Genomic DNA, 21,589 nt, shown 5'->3' with positions numbered 1-21,589 from the left:
TACCCTGACGCTAGGTTTTATGCGTTGATTAATTGAAATTGCATTCATTTTACTTATGCCAAAAATTTTAGATGGGAAAAAACTTGCTCTGGAGATTGAACTCATCCTTCAACAGGCTATCGAATCTGGTTTGGAAGTTGTGAAACGTCCTCCTGGTCTTGCTGTACTTAGGGTTGGTAATGATCCTGCGAGTGGAGTTTATGTCAATTACAAGGAAAAAGCATGCGATCGAATAGGTGTCAGAAGTTTTGCAAGGCATTTAAAAGAAGATATTTCATTGAAGGAACTTAAAGAAATCATTAAAAGTTTGAATGAAGAAGAGAATGTTGATGGAATTTTATTGCAACTTCCATTACCTGCGCACCTTGATGAGGCTTCCTTGCTGAGGAGTATTGATCCTGATAAGGATGCTGATGGTCTACATCCTTTGAACCTTGGAAGATTGATGAAGGGAGAGAAAGGCCCACGATCATGTACTCCTGCTGGTGTTATGTCTCTGCTTGAGCGAAATCAAATCAAAATTGAAGGTAAAAGAGCAGTAGTTATTGGACGTAGCATTCTTGTTGGCAAGCCAATGGCTTTAATGCTTGAAGCTGCAAATGCTACTGTCACGGTTGCTCATTCTAGAACTAAAGATTTACCTTCTTTGACTAAGGATGCTGATTTACTCGTAGTAGCTGCTGGCAAGCCATATTTGATTGGGGAAAATCATGTCAGCGAGAATTGCGTAGTTATTGATGTAGGAATTCACAGACTTCCGCCTGATCAAGAAAATATTCAAGAGCTCAAAAAGACTAAACTTTGTGGAGATGTAAAGATATTTGAAATTGAAGATAAAGTAGCTGCTTATTCTCCTGTACCTGGTGGTGTAGGGCCTATGACAGTAACAATGCTTCTAGCAAATACGGTTGATAGGTGGCAGAAACATTGTGGATTACCTTTAACTATTAGTCATTTACTTCCATGAATCACAATGTCCTGAGAGAATTGGTAAGAATCGATTTTTTGCATGCAGGAAGCAATCGCTTCTTTTGACTTCGCTGAGTATCTAGAGAAAGCTAGAACTCGCGTTGAAGATGCGCTTGATGCGTCTCTGGGCCCTGAAAAGCCAGAAAAATTAAGAGAATCTATGCGCTATTCCCTTTTGGCTGGAGGGAAGAGATTAAGACCAATACTATGTCTAGCTGCCTGCGAACTTGCAGGAGGCGAAGTTGAAAAAGCATTGCCTACAGCAGTTGCTCTTGAAATGATTCATACAATGTCTCTTATCCATGACGATCTACCTTCAATGGATAATGACGATCTTCGTCGAGGGCGTCCAACCAATCACAAAGTCTACGGAGATGCTGTGGCCATTCTTGCTGGAGACGCTCTTTTGACTCGAGCTTTTGAGATGGTGTCAATTCGAACAGAGGGTATACCGTCAGAGAGACTATTGAAAATAGTTGGTGAGCTTTCTTTAGTTGCAGGAGCTCCTGGACTAGTTGGAGGACAAGTGGTTGATCTCGATTGTGAAGGGAAAGAAGTTGATTTAGAAACCTTGGAGTACATTCACCTCCATAAAACAGGAGCCCTGCTTAAGGCATGTGTGACTTGCGGAGCATTGATTGGAGGAGCTGATGAAAATCTTCTGGAAGCATTAAGTGTTTATGCCAGAGGTATTGGATTGGCATTTCAAATAATTGATGACATTCTTGATGTAACAGCAAGTAGTGAAGTATTGGGCAAAACAGCAGGAAAGGATTTAATTGCTGATAAGACTACTTATCCAAAATTACTTGGTCTTGATGAATCAAGAAGGAGAGCAGATCTTTTAGTCGCTAAAGCAAAAAATGCTCTAGATCCTTGGCCGGTAAAGTCAAAACCTCTTCTTGCCTTGGCTGATTACATTACAAGTAGAGATAGATGAATCTTAATCCAGATTTCGCATTACCATTTATTGATTTTCTTGATAATGCTGTATTGGCCTGGGGGCTAGCAGCATGTGGACTTGCTCAATTTTCTAAATTATTATTTGAATTAATTTTTAGGCAAAGGTGGAGACCGTCAGTACTTATAGAAACAGGAGGTATGCCTTCAAGTCATTCGGCTTTGGTAACAGGAACCGCTGCAGGAGTTGGACTTCAGCTTGGTTTTAATGATCCCTTATTTGCTTTGGCTTCAACAATTGCTTTTATTGTGATGTATGACGCTTCTGGCATAAGAAGATCGGCAGGCTTAACAGCAGCAAAAGTCAATCAAATTTCTAAAGATAATTCCAATGAATTATCTTTAGAAACCACTTTAAAAGAATCTTTGGGTCACACAAAAGCCGAGGTGTTGGTAGGAAGTCTACTTGGCCCAATTGTGTCTTTACCAGGTATTTTCTTTATTGGTTCCCCTTTGCATATTTTGCAAATGATTGGATTAGTTTCTTTGTGAAAGAACTAAAGTCAAAAGAAGATTGTGTCGTTTTAACTAAGGATCAAAAAAAATCTCTTGAATTATTCTGTGAATGGCTAAAGGCCCCATATTCCTTTAAACCCTTCTTAGTTGAAGGCTTTGCAGGTAGCGGAAAAACATATTTATCGATGAAATTATTAAAAAAGGTCGATGAGTTAGATTTGAGTTGGACCGTAGTTGCTCCAACTCATAAAGCTGTAGGTGTATTAAGGCAGGGATTAAGAAATGAATCTATTCAACCCACACTGTATCCCTCTACAATTCATCGTTTGCTTCGACTGAAATTAAAAAGAAAAGCGGAAGTAGAAATATGCGAAAAAACAGATCAAACCGAAAGCTCTTTGGAGAATTTAGGACTTGTTTTAATTGATGAAGTATCAATGATTGATTCTAAATTATTGGAGATAACTCTTGAATGCGCAAGATACAACTCGACTCGCTTGGTTTTTGTTGGTGATCCTGCGCAACTACCACCAGTGGGAGAAAGCTCTAGCTCAGTTTTTTTAATGAAAAGAGCTGTGAAAACTGAACTTAGGGAAGTTGTTCGTCATCAAGGACCTGTTCTGAAATTGGCAACAATAATTAGAGACGGTCAAATCCCTTGTAAACAGCCTCCAATATTGCCAGTTATAAATTCTAAGAAAGGTAAAGTTGGAATATTAGAAAGAACAAGTTGGCTTGAAAAAGCCAAATCGGCATTGAGGTTATCTTCTTTAGATGATGATCACGATGGAGCAAGAATTTTGTGCTATACGAATCGAATCGTTGATAATTTAGTTCCTCATGCAAGAAGAGCTATACATGGTGAGATGGCAGATCAATACCAGGTTTTACCTGGAGAGGTTTTAATAAGCCGTAAAGCAGTAATGGTCAATGCTTCCTTAAATGAGGATGAGCTTGGAGAAGAACCAGATATTTTGATTAGTTCCAATAGAGAGATGATGGTAGAAGATGTGATTCCAAATAGTTTTGAATTGGCCTCTTTAGGAATCCATCAAGATTTTGAAAATCCTTTACCTGTTATTGAAACTCAGATAGCTAAAGTGAGATGTGATAAAAAAGAATTTTCTTTGAGGTTAATGCCTCAAATAGGGTCTAAATCTCGTATTGATTTAGATCTTTCTTTAAATAAATTAAGCAATTTGGCAAGAGATAGAGGAAAAAAAAATAGTGCTAAGATTTGGAAACTTTTCTTTTTTATCAGAGATTCATTTGCATATTTAGGACCTGCTTCTGTCCTTACAATCCACAGAAGTCAAGGAAGTACTTTTGGAGAAGTGTTCATAACATCTGATGTCTTTTGGCCTAAAGACCTTGAATTTAGAAGACGGCTTGTATACGTTGCTGTAAGCAGAGCGAGCAAAGGAGTATGGATTGTTGGTGATAATACAAGCAAGACGAATCAATCTCTTTTAGAGAAATTATTAATCGACTAATTTGGAAAAGTTTTATTTTAAAAAATCAGATTTGCCTTAGGAATAATTCATGACACTTCTTTTCCAGTTTTCTAGAATAAGAGGTGAACTTGCCCAATGTAGATGTATCCAACTTGCATGAATTAAATGATTACAAAAACCTTCATTTTTAGTGTCTATATTCCATCCTCTAATATCCCATAGTGGATTTATTTCTGAATTATATCTTTCATTAATTATTTCCCAGCGATGAAATTCATGTCCTATTAGTTTATTACCGGGATTGCTAATAGGACTTTTATTTTTACTTGTTACTTCTCTATAACCAATTTTTAGATTACCTTTCTTAGCCTTAAAGGGTAATACACCAGCCATTGAATGTTCTTTACCTTCAAGATCAAATATACTTTCACCCAAAAGCATCATTCCTCCACATTCAGCATATATAGGAAACTTTTTTGAAAACATTTTTATTGACTTGAGGCTTATTTTTGAATTACTCAATTGGTTTGCATGTTGCTCAGGAAAACCACCAGGTATTATTAATCCTCTAGCTTCTTTGGGGATCTGTTCGTTTTCAAGAGGTTTCCAAGTAATTGTAGGCATACCGTTTTTTTCTAGTAATTCTTTTGTTTCTTGATACCTAAAATGGAAAGCATCATCATCAGCAATAGCAATTGGGTGAATAAATTCTGATTTTTTCTTTGAGAAAGAGTTAATTGTTTTGTTGTTAGGTTCTGGAGGTAATAAAAGCTTTCTAAAACTTTCTATATCTAGATAATCTTTGGCTATTGAAGCCCAATTTTTAACTTTAATTTCTAAGTCTAAAATTTCATGAGCTGGAGCTAAACCTAAATCTCTTGAAGGAAGATATAACTCTTTGCAGTAAGGAAGAGAACCCAATGCCTTTATATTGATTTGATCAAGAACCTCCAATAATATTTTTTTATGTCTAGGAGTTTGAACATTATTGAGAACAACTCCTGCAATTTTTAATTCTTTATCGTGTTCTCTAAATCCTTTTATTAAGGCTGCTAGTGATGCCGCCTTCCCTCTAGCATCAACAATAAGGACTATTGGCAGCCTTAATAACTTAGCTAATTCAGCAGTACTCCCTTTTGAACTACTGCCAATTCCATCGAATAATCCCATTACCCCTTCAACAAACGAAAAATCAGTTAATCCTCCGAAGTGATTAAAATTTTCTTTAACCCAACTTTCGCCAGACAGAATCAAATCAAGATTGCGGCAAGCTTTATTTGAAACTGCAGTGAGTTGTTGAGGGTCTAAATAATCAGGTCCTACCTTAAAAGTTTGAACTGTTTTATTTATACTTTTTAACCAAGAAATTAAAAGAAGACTTAAAAGAGTTTTTCCACTGTTACTAGATACAGCAGAGATTACGCATGCCATCTAATGAATATGTTTTATTTGGCTTGATTAACTAAATCAAGCATTTCTTTTGCTATTGGTGTCGCACTTGCGAGTAAAGGACTTGTATTGCCTCTACTGCTGGAAAGTAAACGAGCAACATCATTTTCTAAAGAGTTTTTTTGAACAGGAACGACTTGTTCAATAAGCTCCATTCTTGCCATGCCCCCAGCTTCTAATCTCATGCATTCCCCTGATTCTGATGCGAGAATGACACAAAGATCGTTTCTTTGTTTGTTTTTGGCTTTTGCAATTAATCTTAAACCAACTATTTGACCAGGATTTATACTTGGCTTACCCAGTGGTAGAGAAGTGATACTGACTTCAACAAGAGTTTTGTCAGGACGAAGAAAATTAACTTTAAGCTGATCTTTTTTTGAAAAGATGCAATTTGCAATTTTCCAGTTGAGTCGATCGGCAATCCATGAAGCGAGTAGAAGACCTTGAACAGTTTGAGAACCCTCAATATCAATATCAATCTTTTGTAAATTATCAAGAGCATTTCTTCTTTGAAGTGGATCAAATACCATTGCTAAGGTTTCTCTCCAACCTCTAAGTCGTAGCCAATTCAGATCATTAACAGCTTGTCCAGATTGAATTCTTTGAAGCAATAAATTTAAGCAGATCATTGGTTCACCTAGTGCCGTATCAATAATTAATCTCCGATTTGGCAGCGCTAGAGCATTAAGAAATTCAGGGGCCTCATCAATTCTTCCATTCCACCACAACCAAGAGGGAAGTTCATTAGGGACAAGAGTCTCAACAATCTCAAGTCCATCATTGATGGCGGTTTTATTACCTCTTAAAACAATTACATCGCCACAAGCTGTTTTGCCTCCCCCTTCTTCAGGAAGAGGACAATATGCGGCTACTAAAGTTTCTAAATTATTTTCTTTTTCAATTGTTGGTGCAATGGTTATTAATCTTCTAGGTTGCAAATTACTAATTGAGGTGTCAATGTGTTGCCCTCTAAGGTCTTCTACATTTTTAATCAACTCTTCAGATTGAATTGAAGCTTGAACTCTGAAATCTAGTGGTGATGTACTGTTAGGAAGATCTCCTTTTAAAATAATTTCTCTTGCCGCTTCAATAAGATCATTCCTTTGACTCCCTACTACTGGGCCAGATATTTTTCCAGTTTTTACTAGTTTTTGTTCAATCCAAGCTGGTTGCCAAACAATTAAGCAAAAAGTATTAGCTCCTTTATCTCCTCGTTCGTCATGAGACCAGAGTTGATTAAGATAAGTAGGGATTTCAGCTGGAGGGAGCTGAAGAGGCGTTTGTAGGGTTAATTGAGGGGACATTTAGTTTGGTTCGAATAAAAGATTTAGATTAAATTTTTTCAAGGCCTTCGCCATAGAAGCTGATCTTTTCCAATAAGTAAGTCTGATTCAGTAGGCCCCCATGTCCTTGATTCGTATGGATAAACAGGTAATTCCCAGGGAGAATCCTCAATCTTCTCAAGTAGAGGAGTATATAAACGCCAAGCAGCCTCTACTTCATCGCTTCGAGTAAATAATGTTGGGTCTCCAAGCATTGCATCAGCAAGTAGTCTTACATAACCTTCATCTGAGGGCTCTCCAAAGGATTCATCATAAGAAAACTCCATATTTACAGGTCTACTTCTCATCCCAGATCCTGGTGATTTAACCTCAAAACTAAATTCAGCTCCTTCGTTGGGTTGAATTCTGAGAATTAATTGGTTTGATGTTGGGCATCCACCTGCGGCATCAAAAAGGTGAACAGGAGCTTCTCTAAATGTAAGAACAACCTCACTAAGTCTTTTGGCTAGTCGTTTCCCTGTCCTAACGTAAAAAGGGACTCCTTGCCATCTCCAATTGTCTATGAAAAGTTTCATAGCTACATATGTTTCGGTTGTGCTGTTTGGATTAACGCCTGGTTCTTCTCTATATCCAAGGAGTGGATCTTCATCATTACCTCCCTTTGAGTACTGTCCCCTAACGCAACATTCCCAAGGTCTTTCTTCATTGGCAAGCTTGACTGCTTGAAGAACTTTGGCTTTTTCATTTCTTATAGCTTCTGGATCAAAATGTCCAGGTGGCTCCATTGCCGTTAGAGCAAGCATTTGAGTTAGATGGTTTTGAACCATATCTCTTAGAGCTCCTGCAGATTCGTAATATCCTGCGCGATCTTCCACTCCAACTGTTTCGGAACTCGTGATTTGAACACTAGATATATAATTTCTATTCCAAATTGGTTCAAAAATCGTATTTGCAAATCTGAGAACAAGAATATTTTGAACGGTTTCTTTGCCTAAATAATGATCTATTCGAAACACTTGGCTTTCTTGCGCACAACCCTGAACAAGAGAATTGAGTGACTGAGCGCTATTGAAGTCTCTTCCAAAAGGTTTTTCAATTACAACTCTGCTACGTTTGGGATCTTTCAATAATCCTGCGGCAGCTAGAGCTCTACATCCACTCCCATAGAATTTGGGAGATACTGAAAGGTAAAAAGTTCGATGACCATGAGTTGCTCTTAACTTATCAATTATTTCAAGTCTTTCCCCAAGCTTTACTAGGTGATCTGGTTGTTGCAGATCTACAGGCTCGTAAAAAAGATTTTGAGAAAATAGTTCCCATTCTTTTTGACTTTCTTTTATTTGCGAAGAAAGAGCTTCTTCCATCTTCTCTTTAAATATCTCATCAGTCCACGCTCTTCTTGCGCAGCCTAAAACGGCAAACTCACTTGGTAATCTTCTTTGTTTAAAGAGCTCAAATAAAGCAGGAATAAGTTTCCTGTGTGTTAGATCCCCTGAGGCTCCAAAAATAACAAGACATTGAGGAGGAACTACTCGCTCTTGTCGAAGACCTATTCTCAATGGGTTTGTTACTGGCATGCTCATTGATAAATTCCTCCCCCATTAGATGACAAATATTATCCAAGTTGCTTCTAATCATTCCTCTCTATTTGTGGGAGGATGTAAAAAACAAAATTGATATTGATTGATTAAATATAGAAAAAATATTTATAAAGTAATTAATAATTATCGCTTTCCAGACTTTTTATTTATCTAATAAGTCTCAGCATGCCATCTTCCAGCTTTTCTCAGTTTAGGTCTAAGTTCAGACCAGTCTAAACCTTTTGCAGAAGCTGCAGTTGTCATTGCCTCATCTATACCTGGCTCCATCCCTTTTAATCCACATAAGTAGATATGAGTTTTGGGATTCTCAATCATGTTGAATATTTCTTCAGCATGTTCAAGCACTCTGTCTTGAATATACATTCTGCCTCCTTTTGCATTCTGTTGTTCTCTGCTGATTGCTTTTGTATATCTAAGATTGTCGGGGAATTTTGATTTGTAGTGTTCAAAATCAGCGTCGTAGAGCAAGTTGGCTGTCTTTGGTGCACCCATGAACAACCAAGCTTTTCCCTTGAAATTCCAATTGTGTTTTTCAATTTCCGTAGGTTCAAACATCCTTCTCAAGTATGCCCTCATTGGTGCTATGCCAGTACCTGTCGCAAGCATTATTATGTTTGAATCTTCTTCCTCAGGAAGAAGCATTTCTTTACCTACTGGGCCACTAATTTTTACTTTATCTCCAGGAGATAGGTTGCACAAATAGGTGGAGCAAACACCATTAATTGTTTCACCATCTTTTTCATACTGAAGCTGGCGAACACATAATGAAAGCGTATTTCCTGCAAAGTTATCACCATATCTCGTGCTAGCAATTGAATAAAGTCTTGGCCTATGAGGTTTCCCTTTTGCATCTTCACCTGCGGCAAGAATTCCGCAACTTTGACCTTCAACATATTTGAAGTCCGGATCTCCACCAGAAAGATCAAAAGTTATGTGTTGTACTTTACCAATTGCACCTTCTTGCAATGCTGAATAATTTTCAGTCACTGTGCCTGTAAAAGGTGCTTTTGGTTTGTATGTATTAACAGGTACATCTGCATGAGGTTTCTTTGCAGCGGCTGCTTTGGCAGGAGAGGTGGCAGCAGCTTTAACGGTGGCGGGAGCGGCAGGCTTGGCTTTGGCGGGAGGTGTAGCTTTAACTGGAGCTGCTTTAACTTTTTCGCTTAAAGCATTTTTACCAGTTCGCAAAATTGCTCCAAATGAATATTGCCTGCGTATTAGGTAGAAAAAACCAATTATGATAGGGATATGTGCAAGACCACCAAGAACTACCTTTGTCTCTGAGTAAGCCATAAATACTTAAATTAGAAAGTGAGATTACCAAAAGGAGGGGACTTTTAGCTGTTTTATCTCGATATTACTAATTTATCAGTTCACCTTTGATGATCGTCACAAGATCACTTTCATTCTTGGTTGACCATCCTAAAGAGTTTTTAGTGAATGTATGGTTTTTGATTAACCGAATATTATTTTTTTCAATATTTATTTAATAAGTGAAGGATTTAAAATTAAATATATGCATATGCGAAAAATTAAATACAAGAAAATCCCTATTAGGATCTTGTGCTCATATTAAGGTTTTAAATAAATTTTATTTATAGCCCCAAGGGGATTCGAACCCCTGTCGCCTCCGTGAAAGGGAGGTGTCCTAGGCCTCTAGACGATGGGGCCAGATGCAGTGATAAATCACTTAAAAAGTAATTGTTATCACAATTGAAAGTTACGGGCCAGCCTTGCCACTCGTCAAGGCTTCTTGATCCTTGTTTTGACCACGCCATACTGGAACGGTGAAGTAGAAACATGCACCTTCAGTCGGTTTGGAAACTACCCAGATCTTGCCACCATGCACTTCAACTATTCTTCTGCAAACTGAAAGACCAATGCCAAAGCCTATTGTCTCTTGAGAAGTTTGTGGAAGTCTAACTCGATCAACAAATATTCTTTGTTGTTCTTCTTGGGGTATTCCAGGCCCATTATCTCGAACAATTACTTCAACCCATTGATTTGTTCTGTGAAGCATTGTTATAAAAATTTCACCTTCGTCTTCAGAAAATTTCAACGCATTTTCTATGAGGTTTAGCAAAACCTGCATCATTCTTCTTTGATCTGCGAAAACGGAGGGTAAATCAGATGGAATATCTGTATTTATTTTTATTTTGCGATTAAGCCATAACTTCTCAAGTTCTAGTATTGCCTCAGCAGATATATTCGCAAGATCAACTTTTTGAGGATTAAACAAAGTTTCCCAACGAGTACTTCCCACTTCTAATAAGTCTTTGGAAAGTAGTTCAATTTCTTCTAGCCTTCTTTTTAAGACATCTTGAAATTTAGACATAGTTATTTGTCCGAGTTTTTGACTTTGGAGCGCTAAACCTGCTGCAGTTAATGGAGTTCTCAATTCATGAGCAACCATTCTTAGTAGACTCTCCTGCGAGTGTATTTTTTTAGTGAGTGTTTCGTTCTCCTGTCTAAGAACTAGTAGGTCATCCTCTAGAAGAAGTTCTTTTTGTGTTTGATCGGATTCAAAGTTTTTAGCTCTAAGACTTATTCCGATTCCATTTATTAGGCCTTCGTGTTGCCATCTTGGAACCCAAGTTTTAACTTGTGAAAAAATTGAACTCCCAGCGAAAATTTGTTTAGGTGAAGGTTCTAATTTTATTAGTGCAGGGAGCGCTACTAATCTATAAAGCTCAAGTAATTCCGGATTATCAGAAGGGTCTGAAAAATCTAGAGTGACAATAAATCCACAATCTTCGCCTTCCAAGTATTCAATTAACGAGCGAATATCTCCCCTCGAGAGATGGTGGCGAGATGCCACAAGCAACAGTTTTAACTGTCGTCTGTCATTAGCTTCGGCACTAACCACAGTGTCGAGCAATTTAAATAATTACGTATACCTTAAGGTAATGAGACTCGTTTTAGGTATTGGCTAATAATTAAGAGAATACTTTTTAAATTTCTCAGTTCCAGAAAATGGCTATTTCTCATTCATCTGGTATTGGAAGAACTAGAAACTCTTCAATTGGCATTGATAGACTTAGGATTGACTTCGATACTAATTTAAGGCGATGGTTTGGTAGAAATATTGGTTTATGGCATTCTAAAAGACAATATTTTTTTGATGAAGAAAAGGCTGTTAATTTGGAAATGTATATAGAGATAAGCAGCTTAATTCAAAGCGATTCAGAATATGAGAGCTATAGGTTTAAGTGGTGGTGCGAAGATGAAAAAGATTTTTTTATTAAAAGACCAACCTATAAAAGTGAAGGAGAAATAACAGCTCGACTACAAGGCCATAGGCTAATACGTGATTGTTCTTATTTATCTAATTCTTCAGGCATATCAAACATTAGGCAAGTTGATGAACACGAATTGATCTTTGAGTCTAATTACGATAATTGGCACGTATTAGAACATACACGCTTAATAGAGCAAGATAAATTTAGATCTAGAACTATTTATAGTTGGTTTAATGATAAGTTGAAAATAGTTGAGAATCATCACGAAATAAGGGTTAAGAATCCCAACTAATTGATTAGTGAAAATTGTTTAATTTAACTTAAACGTAATACTGTATAGTTTGATTAGCATATATGAATCTATTTTAGGTTTTTGCTAAATGATGTTTTTGGATTAAATTCTCTTGGATAAATTTATTAAATCATTAACTGGAAAAATTTTAGCAATATCTTTTTTAACCATTTTGACTCCAGCTGTCACAAGCACTTCTTCTTTAAGCAAAGAAAATAAGATTGTTGATGCAAGTCGCTCTGACATGCTTTTGTATGGACAAATCTTTTCTAATTATTTTTGTATCGCTAGAAGATCTAAGGTTAAATTCGATGACGCTATTTCCTTGGCTGCAAATAATTTAACTGCAATCATCATTAATAAACATGGAGGCCTTTTAGAGGAATTAGATGGAAAAGCGATAACACCCAAGCAATTAATTAATGGGTCATCTAATGTGATAGTTGAATCGGCTGTATTAACTTGTCCTGATCAAGTACCAGAGAAGATAGAGAGAAAAGTAAGAAAAACTATTGAACAAAGAGCAAAGTCAATTGAGCAAGAAAATAAAAAGAATTAATTAATTAATTCTTTTTTAAATTGATGTTATTATATAAATAGAGAGAATAATTCTATATGAAAGAAAACATACCAACGAAACTATCAGAATATATTCCTTACCCTTTTCTGATACCAAAAGTAAACATAGATTTTAATATTGGTGAGGACAAAGTTTTTGTACAAACTTCAATGTTTATAAAATCTAAGTCAGAAGAATCTTCAAAACTTATTCTTAAGGGTTATGAAATTGAATTAATTTCAGTCTCAATAGATGGCAAAGAATTAGGTTCTGAAAAATATAACTATTCAGAAAACTTTTTAGTTATTAATAAAACTCCAATATCTGAATTTGTATTGAATATAAAATCCACAATTGATCCATTTAATAATACATCATTAGAAGGTTTATATTTAAGCTCTGGTATGTTAGCTACACAATGCGAAGCTGAGGGCTTTAGACGGATTTGTTTCCATCCTGATAGACCTGATGTTTTAAGTAAATATACAGTAAGAATAGAATCAGATAGCAATTTATATCCAATCTTACTGTCAAATGGTAATAAGAAATATGCAGGAAGATTAAAAACTAATTTTGATAGGCATGAAGTTATTTGGGAGGATCCTTTTCCTAAGCCATCTTATTTATTTGCACTTGTTGCTGGAAAATTAAATGAGGTTTGTGATAGTTATATTACTAATTCAGGAAAATCAATTGATATAAAATTATATGTTGAGGAAGGTGATGAGATATATACGCAACATGCTATAAAATCTTTAAAAAAAGCAATGAGATGGGATGAAGAAAAATATAAATTGGAATATGATTTAGATGAATATAAAATTGTTGCTGTAAGACATTTTAATATGGGAGCAATGGAAAATAAGGGGTTAAACATATTTAATTCGAAATTGGTTTTAGCTGACTCAATGACATCAACCGATAATGAATTAGAAAGAATAGAAAACATAATAGCTCATGAGTATTTTCATAATTGGACTGGTAATAGAATTACATGTAGAGATTGGTTTCAATTGTCTTTAAAGGAAGGTTTGACAGTCTTTCGTGATCAATCTTTTACAGCTGATCTTCATAGTACTGGACTAAAAAGAATAGAAGATGTTTCATTCATTAGGAATTTTCAATTTGCTGAGGATAAGGGGCCTACTTCGCATGCTGTTAAGCCTAAAGAGTATATAGCTATTGATAATTTTTATACAACAACAATTTATGAAAAGGGCGCTGAGTTGATAAGAATGCTTGAGCTATTGCTAGGCAAAAAAAAGTTTTATAAGGGCATTAGTCATTATATTAATACTTTTGATGGAAGTGCGGCTACAACTGAGGATTTCATTAACTCATTAATAATAGGGGCCTATTCAGATGAGAAAAATTGCCCTTTTGATGTGAAAAAATTTATAAATTGGTATTACACAGCAGGTACTCCAAAAGTTTATGTAAATCAATCTTGGGACTCGAAAAATTCAATTTTGAATGTTTCTTTCGAGCAGAAAATAGATAGTGATAAAACTAATGACAATATTGAAATGGTTATTCCAATTCTTTATTCTTGTTATAGTAGAGAGAGAGAATCTAGGCCAATAGCTGAGGATAATTTATTTGTTTTAGATAAGAATAAAAAGATTCTGCAAATCAATACTTTTCCAGGTGATAAAGAACCTCCAGTTTTATCGATTTTTAGAAATTTTTCTGCACCTGTTGTTTGGAAATCTGATTTATCTATAGATGACTATCTTTATCTTTTCTTAAATGATAATGACTATTTTTCGAGGTGGGACTCCGGTCAATTCTTGATGCGTGAAATCATTAAAACTAGGCTTTGTTATGAAGTAAATTTTTCATTGGAGGATAGATTTATTTATGCTATTAAACAATCCATAAAATCTTTTGAAATTAATGATCCTTTCTTTTTGGCGACTCTTTTAACAATACCGGGTTTTGCAGAATTGGAATCTTTATTCGAAATAGTTGATCCAATTAATATTTATAGAGAGTCAATAAATTTCCAAGTTTTGATTGGTAATCAAATTCTTCAAGAGCTAAGAAAATTAGCAAAAGATTTGTCAGTTAATATTCATCATGAATGGCCAATGGGTAAAGGAGAAAGAAAACTATTAGGAACTATTTGGTCTTATTTAACTCTTGCAGGCGATAGAAATGTTCAAAAGGATTGTGTTGAATCCATTAGTCATTCTTCAATGACCATCTCAAGGGCAGCTCTTGCCGCACTAAAGCCTCTTGATTGCCCTGAGACAGAGGAGGCATCTAATTTGTTTTTTAATCTTTGGAAAGATAATCCAGTAGTCTTAGATTCATGGTTCGCTTATGAGGCCTCAAGACCTAATAAGAAAGGAATTGATGTTATTGAAAAATTACTATCACACTCTAAATTCGATTGGAAGGCTCCAAATTCGATAAGAGCTGTTTTAGGAGGATTTAGCAAAAATATTGAGTTATTTCATTCTCTTGATGGACAAGGTTATTTATTTATGGCTGATAAATTGATAGAGGTAGATAAAATGAATCCAATAACGGCTTCAAGAATGGTAAAAACTTTTAGTAAATGGAAAACTTACGTAGATAAAAATAAGGAAGGAATGTATACATCAATATTGAAAATAAATAAAGCAAACATATCTTCAAACACAAGAGAAGTAGTGGAACTCATTTTGAAGCAAATTTAGAGAATTATCTGAACATTGAGCTGACAGAACTTTCTTCATGAATTCTCCAGATAGCTTCTCCAAGCATATTTGCAACTGATAAAACCTTTAATTGTGAGAAATCTAAATTTTTAGGTACTGGAATACTATTAGTGACAATAACTTGTTCAAAAAGACCTTCTTTTGAAAGTCTCTCGTAGGCAGGTGGAGAGAAAACAGCATGAGATGCACAAGCAATAATTTTTTTTGCACCCTCTTTCCTAAGTAATTCAGCTCCTGCGCAAATAGTACCTCCAGTGTCAATCATGTCGTCAATTAATATTGCAGTTTTGCCAGAGACTTCCCCAATGACTGTAAGGCTTTCGGCAACATTATGCCCTGAGCGACGTTTGTCAATAATTGCTAGAGGTGAGTCCTTCATTTGCTTAGCAAATGCCCTTGCTCTAGCCACACCGCCCACATCAGGAGAGACGACTACGATTTCATTAAGTTTCATAGTTGATAGATAATCAACTAAAACAGGTGAACCATATATGTGATCGCAGGGGATATCGAAATAACCTTGTATTTGTGCCGAATGTAAATCCATTGCTAGAACCCTATCTACTCCTGATTTGACAAGAATATTTGCGGTTAGTTTCGCAGTTATTGACTCTCTACCTGCTGTCTTTCTATCTGCTCTAGCGTAACCGAAGTATGGAATTACAGCTGTAATTTGTCTAGCAGATGCTCTTTTGCAAGCATCCACCATGATCATGAGCTCCATTAAACTGTCATTAACAGGAGCACACGTTGGTTGTATGAGAAAAACATCACATCCTCTAATTGATTGCTGAATTTGAACATAGAGCTCTCCATCCGCAAACCTTTTTGAAACTAGAGGAACATTGGCTATCCCCATATAAGTAGCAATTTCTTTGGCTAATTCAGTATTTGATGTCCCACTAATTAATCTGAGTCTATTAGTGTCATGCTTGAGACTAGTTGTCTCAGGATGGGATGCAGTGATAAAACTGGTCACGGTTCCACCGCAAGCAAGAAGTAATATTTACCAATCTACAGTTTTGTTGAGACATGATCATCAAAAACTTTTGTTTAATTTTCTCTTATAGGAGTTGATATTTTTTTTTGAAACAGGAAACCATTGCCCTGTCTTATGTTTGGGTTTTTTGCGAACAGAAATCTCTTCTGAAGAATTTTCTTTTGAAAACATTTTTAACTTGATTTTTGGTAAAGAGAGCTTGACTTAGTTACTTGGGTATTTACAAGTATGACTTTGTTGGTAATGAAAAAATATAAATTCTCAAGTTTAATCTTTGCTCGCTTGGATGGCTTCCTTTAAAATTTTTTTAAGATGTTCAAATAAACAAAGCTATTGGTAAAAATAAATATATTAAGTGTTTTGCTTTAACTCAAGAAAAATTTTGTTTTTCCAAACGAAATGTTTAGATTATTAATAGATTTGGTAAGATAAAATTACTAGATTTATTTTTTTGATATTTAAGAAAAAGATTTCCCATTTCACAAGGGAATTCATTTTTAATTTAATAAAAAAAAATAGCATTATTAGTATTTCTTTTTTATTTTTTAGAGACTACAAAAAGTGAAATTGGAAAGAAATTCAGGAATCCTTCTGCATCCAACCTCATTACCTGATAGTCCTGTCTGTGGCAGTTTTGGTAGCCCTGCTCGATTATGGCTTAATGAACTTGCTTCGGCTGGCATAGGAGTTTGGCAGTTTTTACCTCTAGCTCCTACTGATTCATTTGGATCTCCTTATAGTTCCCCATCAAGTTTTGCTTTTAACCCATGGTTCCTTGATCAAAATGATTTAGTGAGAGACGGTTTTCTAGCTAATGACTTAGAAAATTTTTCTGTTGAAAAAGATTATTCTTCAAATAGAGTTGATTTTCAATTAGCTAATTCAAAAGTTAAGATCTTACGTTCTTCTTTGCTTAATTATTGGGATAAACAGAATAGAACAGTTCAAGAACAATTTGAATTATGGTGCTCAAGTCAATTTTGGTTGGATGACCATTCTATGTTTATGGAACTAAAAATTCAAAACAATGATCTTCCATGGTGGGAATGGCCAGATGAATATGCTGCTCGGGATAAGAAAGAATTAGCAAATTGGAAAAAAAATAACCAAAGAGAATTGTTAGGACATAATTTGCTCCAATGGCATTTGGAAAGGCAGTGGAAATCAATCAGAAAACTGGCAAAAAATCTGGGAATTTTCTTATTTGGTGATGTCCCTTTTTATGTATCAAAAGATAGTGCTGATGTATGGGGTAATAGAACCTTATTTTCTATTTTAATTAATTCAGATACATATCTTCAAAGTGGTGTACCGCCTGATTATTTCTCTGAGACCGGGCAGCTTTGGGGAAACCCCGTTTATCGTTGGAGTAGGCACAAAGCTAGTAAATATCGATGGTGGAGAAAAAGAATTTCAAGACACTTAGATCAGGTTGATTTTTTACGTCTTGATCATTTTCGTGCTCTTGAAGCTTTTTGGGCAATTCCTGGTAAAGATAAAACAGCTGAGAATGGTTTTTGGTTGCCTTCCCCTGGGAAAGAGATACTTGGCTTGATAAAAAAAGATTGCAGTGGTTTGCTTCCTTTAGTTGCTGAAGACTTAGGTCTCATAACATCAAACGTTGAAAATTTAAGAGATTACTATGAATTAGCAGGAATGAAGATTCTTCAATTTGCTTTTGATGGGAATTTAGATAACCCCTATTTGCCAGAGAATATTAAAGATGAAAATTGGATTGTTTATACAGGCACTCACGATAATTCAACTTCTCAAGGCTGGTGGAGTGAAATGGATCAAGACAGAAAAGAACAAATCAGAGAAAGGATTCTTGATTACGAGAATTTTACCTCTTGGGAATTGATTCGAATTGGAATGGAAACTAAAGCCAAATTATTTGTAGCGCCTATACAAGATTTATTATGTCTTGATGATAGCTCTCGATTAAATAAACCTGGCACAATAGAGAATAATTGGTCATGGAGATTATCGAAAAATGATTTAAATTTTCAAGAAGCTTTAAAAAGGTATGGTGATTTAGCTAAAGCAAATAAAAGATAAAATCACTATTCTTTTTGATTATTAATTATATTTCTAGTTTTTAGAACAGTCTTTTCTATAATTATGGGTTCATTAGAAACACTATTTATTTTTATAAGATATCTTTGTTGACTGTTAAGGGCTAATATAGATAAAAACATAAAGATAATATATAACAGGCTTCCAATCCAGCTATTTAGAAAGTCTATATTTATAAAATTAAATTTAAAACTAGATATAGTATTAATACTACTCTTTTGTACTGATAAACCGCGTAAACTTCCTATCTCTAAGTTTAGACTAATCTCAAGACTTTTTATCATTGAAATTAAATAAGTTTTTTCTGGTAAATATTTATTCCATCCATTTTCAATAGCAATTAGTACATTCATTGAGATTTTTGTTTCCTTTGATAGTTGCTCTAGTGAAATCCCAGCTTTCTTTCTTTGAGTTTTAAATAAGTTAATAGCCTCAGAAAATTCATTATCTAATGAAACAGGTTTATCTGTTTCATTTGATAAGCCTGATGAGGATTTTTTAAAGGGAAAATATAAAACCATAGAATCAAATACCTTTAATTAATAATTGAAATCAATTCCTTTGTCTTTAGCTCTCGCCATTTTCCTTCTTGTCTTCCATTTAAGTTTATATTTGAGATCGATATACTTTGCAAATCTTGAACTGGATCTCCAATGAGATTTCCTATTCTGTAAATTTTGCGATTTAGCCCTTCTTTTAGAATAAATTTAAGAAGAGCCTTGCGATTTACTTTATTCAAAGCTTTAATGCTCGCTGGTATTGTCATTTCTCCATCAAGTAAAACTCCTCTTCTCCAATCATCTGAAATTGGTTGACTTGGCTGACCACTTAACCATACTAGATAAGTTTTTGTGTGGGAGAATTTGGGATGTGTGAGGCTTGGGGTTAATTCTTCATTATTGGTCAATTGATTGGCTCCTCTACTATTTAAATCCAACCTTCCCACAGGATGAAGACCACTACGTAAGTGTGATGGAATTAAACTTAAAATAGTTTTTCTTCTATGATTATCTTGGCAGCTAGATATAACTACATTAGGTTTAATTAGTAGAAAAACTTTATGATTTAGCTTCTTAGGTAAATTTATCCCATCAACTAAAATATGATCAGAGCTAGTATCAGCTTTGTCTCCAAGAATAGCTTGCCTTATATTCAGTCTTACTAGGCCTTCCTTTATTATTAAGTTGGCTTTACGTTTTAATGAATTACCAGAGTCAGATATTATCTTTTGTGATCTATTAAGTGGCATTATTATTAAATACTATATTAATTTTTATCTTATTTTATAAGCAAATGCACCAAAATATAATTTATTTTTTTAGAAAAACTCATCTATTTCTTTAACAGTTCCGGCTTCTACTTGGCTTAATAAATCTTTAATGGCTTTCCACATGCTTATGCCAAAAAGTATGGAGATTATTGAAGAAAATATTATAGATTTAATAATAGAAAAGTTTATGATGCTTAAGGCACTTACAAAAATAATTGTTAGACCTGTGAAGAATGAAAACCAACTTGAAATTGTTCTAGGGTTCTCTAGTGGTATGGGTGATATCTTTTTTGTCGCCCAATTGTTTAGTTTTGATTTCATTATGTCGGCAAATATCAATCCAGACATTAGGCAAATGAATGCACCACATGACAGCCAAAAAACGGGATCTTCAATTGGCTCTATTTGTTGATAATCGGAAATAAATTGATCTACATCTGGTAAATTAGCATCATCTAAACTAACTACAATAAATGTGATTATATTTTGAATATTGATAGTAATCATATTGGTAATTTCAATAGAATTTTTTTGATATTATATTTTATAAAAATCATCTACGCAACTTGTGTATTGTTTTGTTTTGCTAGACCTGAAGCCATTCTTATAGGATTGAAGATTTTTCTTACCAGTTTGACTAATTGCTTCATATCTTTTGTATCTATCCTTTCATCTTTAATAATACTCATTAATAAGTTTTTTCTTATTATCGAGCCTCTAGAGCTTGTTAAGAGCTTAAAACCTGCTCCTGCTACTGGAATAAGCTCTTTTGCGGGTGTGCTTGAGTCTTGTACAAGGACATCGAATAAATTCTCTATTCGCTCAACTCTTATGTGACCATTCTGGTCAAATATTACGTCTAGTAATATATTTATCATCTCATTAGTATCTGAAGTAAGTAATCTTTTTGCTACGTAAGGATAGGCTAAATCTATAATCTTAAAATCAGGATCTAAGCGAAGAGCAAGTCCTTCTTGACTAATTACTGCTCTGATAATCAGAGCAAATCTTGCGGGAACTCTAAAGGGGTAATCAAACATTAATTCAGAGAATTTATTTGTAATTTCTTTAAAATTAAAAGACGCAACATCTTTACCTATTGCACTTCCAAGTACTTCTTTTAAAACAGGTATTAGAGGTTTAAGATCTTGTGCTTCATTTAAAAACCCCAGCTTTTGAAAATCTTTTGCAACAGCATGAAAATCATTATTTATCAGGTGAACAATTGCACCAGTAAGAGTTAATCTGTCTTCCTCTGAAATTGAGTCCATCATTCCGAAATCTACATAGGCTATATTTCCTAAATCACCATTATGACCTTGAAGAGCAAACATGTTTCCTGGATGAGGATCTGCATGAAAGTATCCAAACTCTAATAATTGTTGTATTCCACTGATAACACCAGTTCTAATAATTTTTGATGGATTTAAATTATTTATAACTAATTCATCTCTATCTTTTAGTTTTGTACCATTAATCCAGCTTGTGGTTAATACCTTTACAGATGATAAATGTCTTTCTACTGTTGGAATGGTAACTGACTTATTATTGTGGAATAGGTTGGAAAATTTTTCAGCATTATTAGCTTCTTTTTTGTAATCAACTTCGTCAAATAAACTTCTTCCAAATTCATCTATTATTTCGCCTAAACCGAACCCAAGATTTAATGGCAGTATTGGAGCACTCAGAACCCCTAGTATTTTTATAATAACGATGTCTCTCCTAATGTTAAAAATCAGATGAGGCCTCTGAACTTTTACTGCTACCCAATAATTGCTACTTAACTTTGCTTTATATACTTGACCGAGACTAGCTGAAGCTATTGGATTAGATGGGAATTCTTCAAAAAGTTCATTTACTGGTCTACCTAGCTCATCTTTTATAATTTCAAGTGCTTTTTCATGAGAAAATGAGGGCAAGTTATCTTGTAGGTTTGTTAATTCTTCCAGCCAATCCTTTCTTATTAGATCTGGCCTAGTTGAAAGCGCTTGCCCTACTTTTATAAAACAGGGGCCCAGACCAATAAGTGTCTTAAGTAGAAATTTAGCTAGATTCTTTTGAGTTTTGTCATCATTGCTTGAACCTTGAAAAATAAGCCTTGCTAATAGAACTGATATTGCGCCAACTATCTGAATAAATCTAGGCACAAATATCCATGGCCTGGAAATTAACCAGATTAAATCTCTTTTGAAATCGTATTTCATGAATCCATCATAAGTTCTTTTAGCTACCTCCCTTAAGAAGTTCTTTTGATTTGCTTATTGATTAATTTTATT

At 34.8% G+C, this 21,589-nt stretch carries 18 protein-coding genes and 1 tRNA gene; 8 read left to right on the top strand and 11 right to left on the bottom strand.

All coding sequences use genetic code 11. The annotated features are described in order from the left end of the window. The first annotated feature begins 55 nt into the window (after positions 1 to 55). From folD to O5637_RS03875, 4 genes are read left to right on the top strand one after another with little or no spacing between them, the layout of a single operon-like run. Complete coding sequence (gene folD / locus O5637_RS03890; protein ID WP_269606284.1) at positions 56 to 967, top strand: bifunctional methylenetetrahydrofolate dehydrogenase/methenyltetrahydrofolate cyclohydrolase FolD; 912 nt, start codon at positions 56 to 58, stop codon at positions 965 to 967. A gap of 42 nt (positions 968 to 1,009) precedes the next feature. After that, entirely contained in the window at positions 1,010 to 1,909 is a 900-nt protein-coding gene (crtE, locus tag O5637_RS03885; protein ID WP_269606282.1) for a geranylgeranyl diphosphate synthase CrtE, read from the top strand. Beyond that, on the top strand, positions 1,906 to 2,421 hold the full coding sequence (locus O5637_RS03880) for a divergent PAP2 family protein (RefSeq protein WP_269606281.1): 516 nt from the start codon (positions 1,906 to 1,908) through the stop codon (positions 2,419 to 2,421). The genes crtE and O5637_RS03880 overlap by 4 nt, the downstream gene beginning before the upstream one ends. Continuing rightward, positions 2,418 to 3,878 carry an ATP-dependent DNA helicase gene (locus O5637_RS03875; RefSeq protein WP_269606279.1) on the top strand — a complete coding sequence of 487 codons (1,461 nt, stop codon included), beginning with the start codon at positions 2,418 to 2,420 and terminating at the stop codon, positions 3,876 to 3,878. The genes O5637_RS03880 and O5637_RS03875 overlap by 4 nt, the downstream gene beginning before the upstream one ends. A gap of 36 nt (positions 3,879 to 3,914) precedes the next feature. On the opposite strand, the gene O5637_RS03870 is transcribed toward O5637_RS03875, so the two are convergent. From O5637_RS03870 to O5637_RS03845, 6 genes are all read right to left on the bottom strand, one after another. After that, positions 3,915 to 5,270 carry a cobyrinate a,c-diamide synthase gene (locus O5637_RS03870; RefSeq protein ID WP_269606277.1) on the bottom strand — a complete coding sequence of 452 codons (1,356 nt, stop codon included), beginning with the start codon at positions 5,268 to 5,270 and terminating at the stop codon, positions 3,915 to 3,917. A 14-nt stretch (positions 5,271 to 5,284) separates the two neighbouring features. Continuing rightward, positions 5,285 to 6,592 carry a glucose-6-phosphate dehydrogenase assembly protein OpcA gene (locus O5637_RS03865; RefSeq protein WP_269606274.1) on the bottom strand — a complete coding sequence of 436 codons (1,308 nt, stop codon included), beginning with the start codon at positions 6,590 to 6,592 and terminating at the stop codon, positions 5,285 to 5,287. A 38-nt stretch (positions 6,593 to 6,630) separates the two neighbouring features. After that, positions 6,631 to 8,154: a glucose-6-phosphate dehydrogenase gene (gene zwf, locus O5637_RS03860; RefSeq protein WP_269606273.1), complete on the bottom strand. Its 1,524-nt coding sequence runs from the start codon at positions 8,152 to 8,154 to the stop codon at positions 6,631 to 6,633. A gap of 168 nt (positions 8,155 to 8,322) precedes the next feature. Further along, entirely contained in the window at positions 8,323 to 9,465 is a 1,143-nt protein-coding gene (locus tag O5637_RS03855) for an FAD-binding oxidoreductase (protein WP_269606271.1), read from the bottom strand. A gap of 305 nt (positions 9,466 to 9,770) precedes the next feature. Further along, positions 9,771 to 9,843 (bottom strand) — tRNA-Glu (locus O5637_RS03850). Positions 9,844 to 9,892: 49 nt separating this feature from the next. Beyond that, positions 9,893 to 11,038, bottom strand: coding sequence for a histidine kinase (locus O5637_RS03845; protein WP_269606900.1), 1,146 nt, complete (start codon positions 11,036 to 11,038; stop codon positions 9,893 to 9,895). Between the two features lie 107 nt (positions 11,039 to 11,145). On the opposite strand from O5637_RS03845, the gene O5637_RS03840 reads away from it, so the two are divergent. From O5637_RS03840 to pepN, 3 genes are all read left to right on the top strand, one after another. Next, complete coding sequence (locus tag O5637_RS03840; protein WP_269606269.1) at positions 11,146 to 11,703, top strand: hypothetical protein; 558 nt, start codon at positions 11,146 to 11,148, stop codon at positions 11,701 to 11,703. Between the two features lie 112 nt (positions 11,704 to 11,815). Next, entirely contained in the window at positions 11,816 to 12,262 is a 447-nt protein-coding gene (locus tag O5637_RS03835; RefSeq protein ID WP_269606267.1) for a Villin headpiece domain-containing protein, read from the top strand. 56 nt (positions 12,263 to 12,318) lie between these two features. Then, a complete protein-coding gene (gene pepN / locus O5637_RS03830) occupies positions 12,319 to 14,946 on the top strand; it encodes an aminopeptidase N (protein ID WP_269606265.1) in 2,628 nt (875 codons plus the stop codon). A 4-nt stretch (positions 14,947 to 14,950) separates the two neighbouring features. Here the strand turns inward: pepN and O5637_RS03825 are convergent, their stop codons facing one another. After that, positions 14,951 to 15,946 (bottom strand): ribose-phosphate pyrophosphokinase, encoded by a 996-nt coding sequence (locus O5637_RS03825; RefSeq protein WP_269606263.1) that lies wholly within the window; start codon positions 15,944 to 15,946, stop codon positions 14,951 to 14,953. A 582-nt stretch (positions 15,947 to 16,528) separates the two neighbouring features. Between O5637_RS03825 and malQ the strand changes: the two genes are divergently transcribed. Continuing rightward, on the top strand, positions 16,529 to 18,025 hold the full coding sequence (malQ, locus tag O5637_RS03820; RefSeq protein ID WP_269606261.1) for a 4-alpha-glucanotransferase: 1,497 nt from the start codon (positions 16,529 to 16,531) through the stop codon (positions 18,023 to 18,025). Between the two features lie 5 nt (positions 18,026 to 18,030). Here the strand turns inward: malQ and O5637_RS03815 are convergent, their stop codons facing one another. The 4 genes from O5637_RS03815 to O5637_RS03800 all read right to left on the bottom strand — a co-directional run bounded on the left by O5637_RS03815 (position 18,031) and on the right by O5637_RS03800 (position 21,517). Beyond that, positions 18,031 to 18,564 (bottom strand): helix-turn-helix domain-containing protein, encoded by a 534-nt coding sequence (locus tag O5637_RS03815; protein ID WP_269606259.1) that lies wholly within the window; start codon positions 18,562 to 18,564, stop codon positions 18,031 to 18,033. 14 nt (positions 18,565 to 18,578) lie between these two features. Continuing rightward, positions 18,579 to 19,292 (bottom strand): pseudouridine synthase, encoded by a 714-nt coding sequence (locus O5637_RS03810; protein ID WP_269606257.1) that lies wholly within the window; start codon positions 19,290 to 19,292, stop codon positions 18,579 to 18,581. A 69-nt stretch (positions 19,293 to 19,361) separates the two neighbouring features. Then, positions 19,362 to 19,820: a hypothetical protein gene (locus O5637_RS03805; protein WP_269606255.1), complete on the bottom strand. Its 459-nt coding sequence runs from the start codon at positions 19,818 to 19,820 to the stop codon at positions 19,362 to 19,364. A 50-nt stretch (positions 19,821 to 19,870) separates the two neighbouring features. Continuing rightward, positions 19,871 to 21,517: an ABC1 kinase family protein gene (locus O5637_RS03800; protein ID WP_269606253.1), complete on the bottom strand. Its 1,647-nt coding sequence runs from the start codon at positions 21,515 to 21,517 to the stop codon at positions 19,871 to 19,873. Between the last annotated feature and the right edge of the window lie 72 nt (positions 21,518 to 21,589).

It is taken from the genome of Prochlorococcus marinus str. MIT 0917, assembly GCF_027359575.1.
In the GTDB taxonomy this organism is placed as follows: Bacteria; Cyanobacteriota; Cyanobacteriia; order PCC-6307; family Cyanobiaceae; genus Prochlorococcus_B; species Prochlorococcus_B marinus_D.
This window is presented reverse-complemented; position numbering and strand designations above follow the sequence as displayed.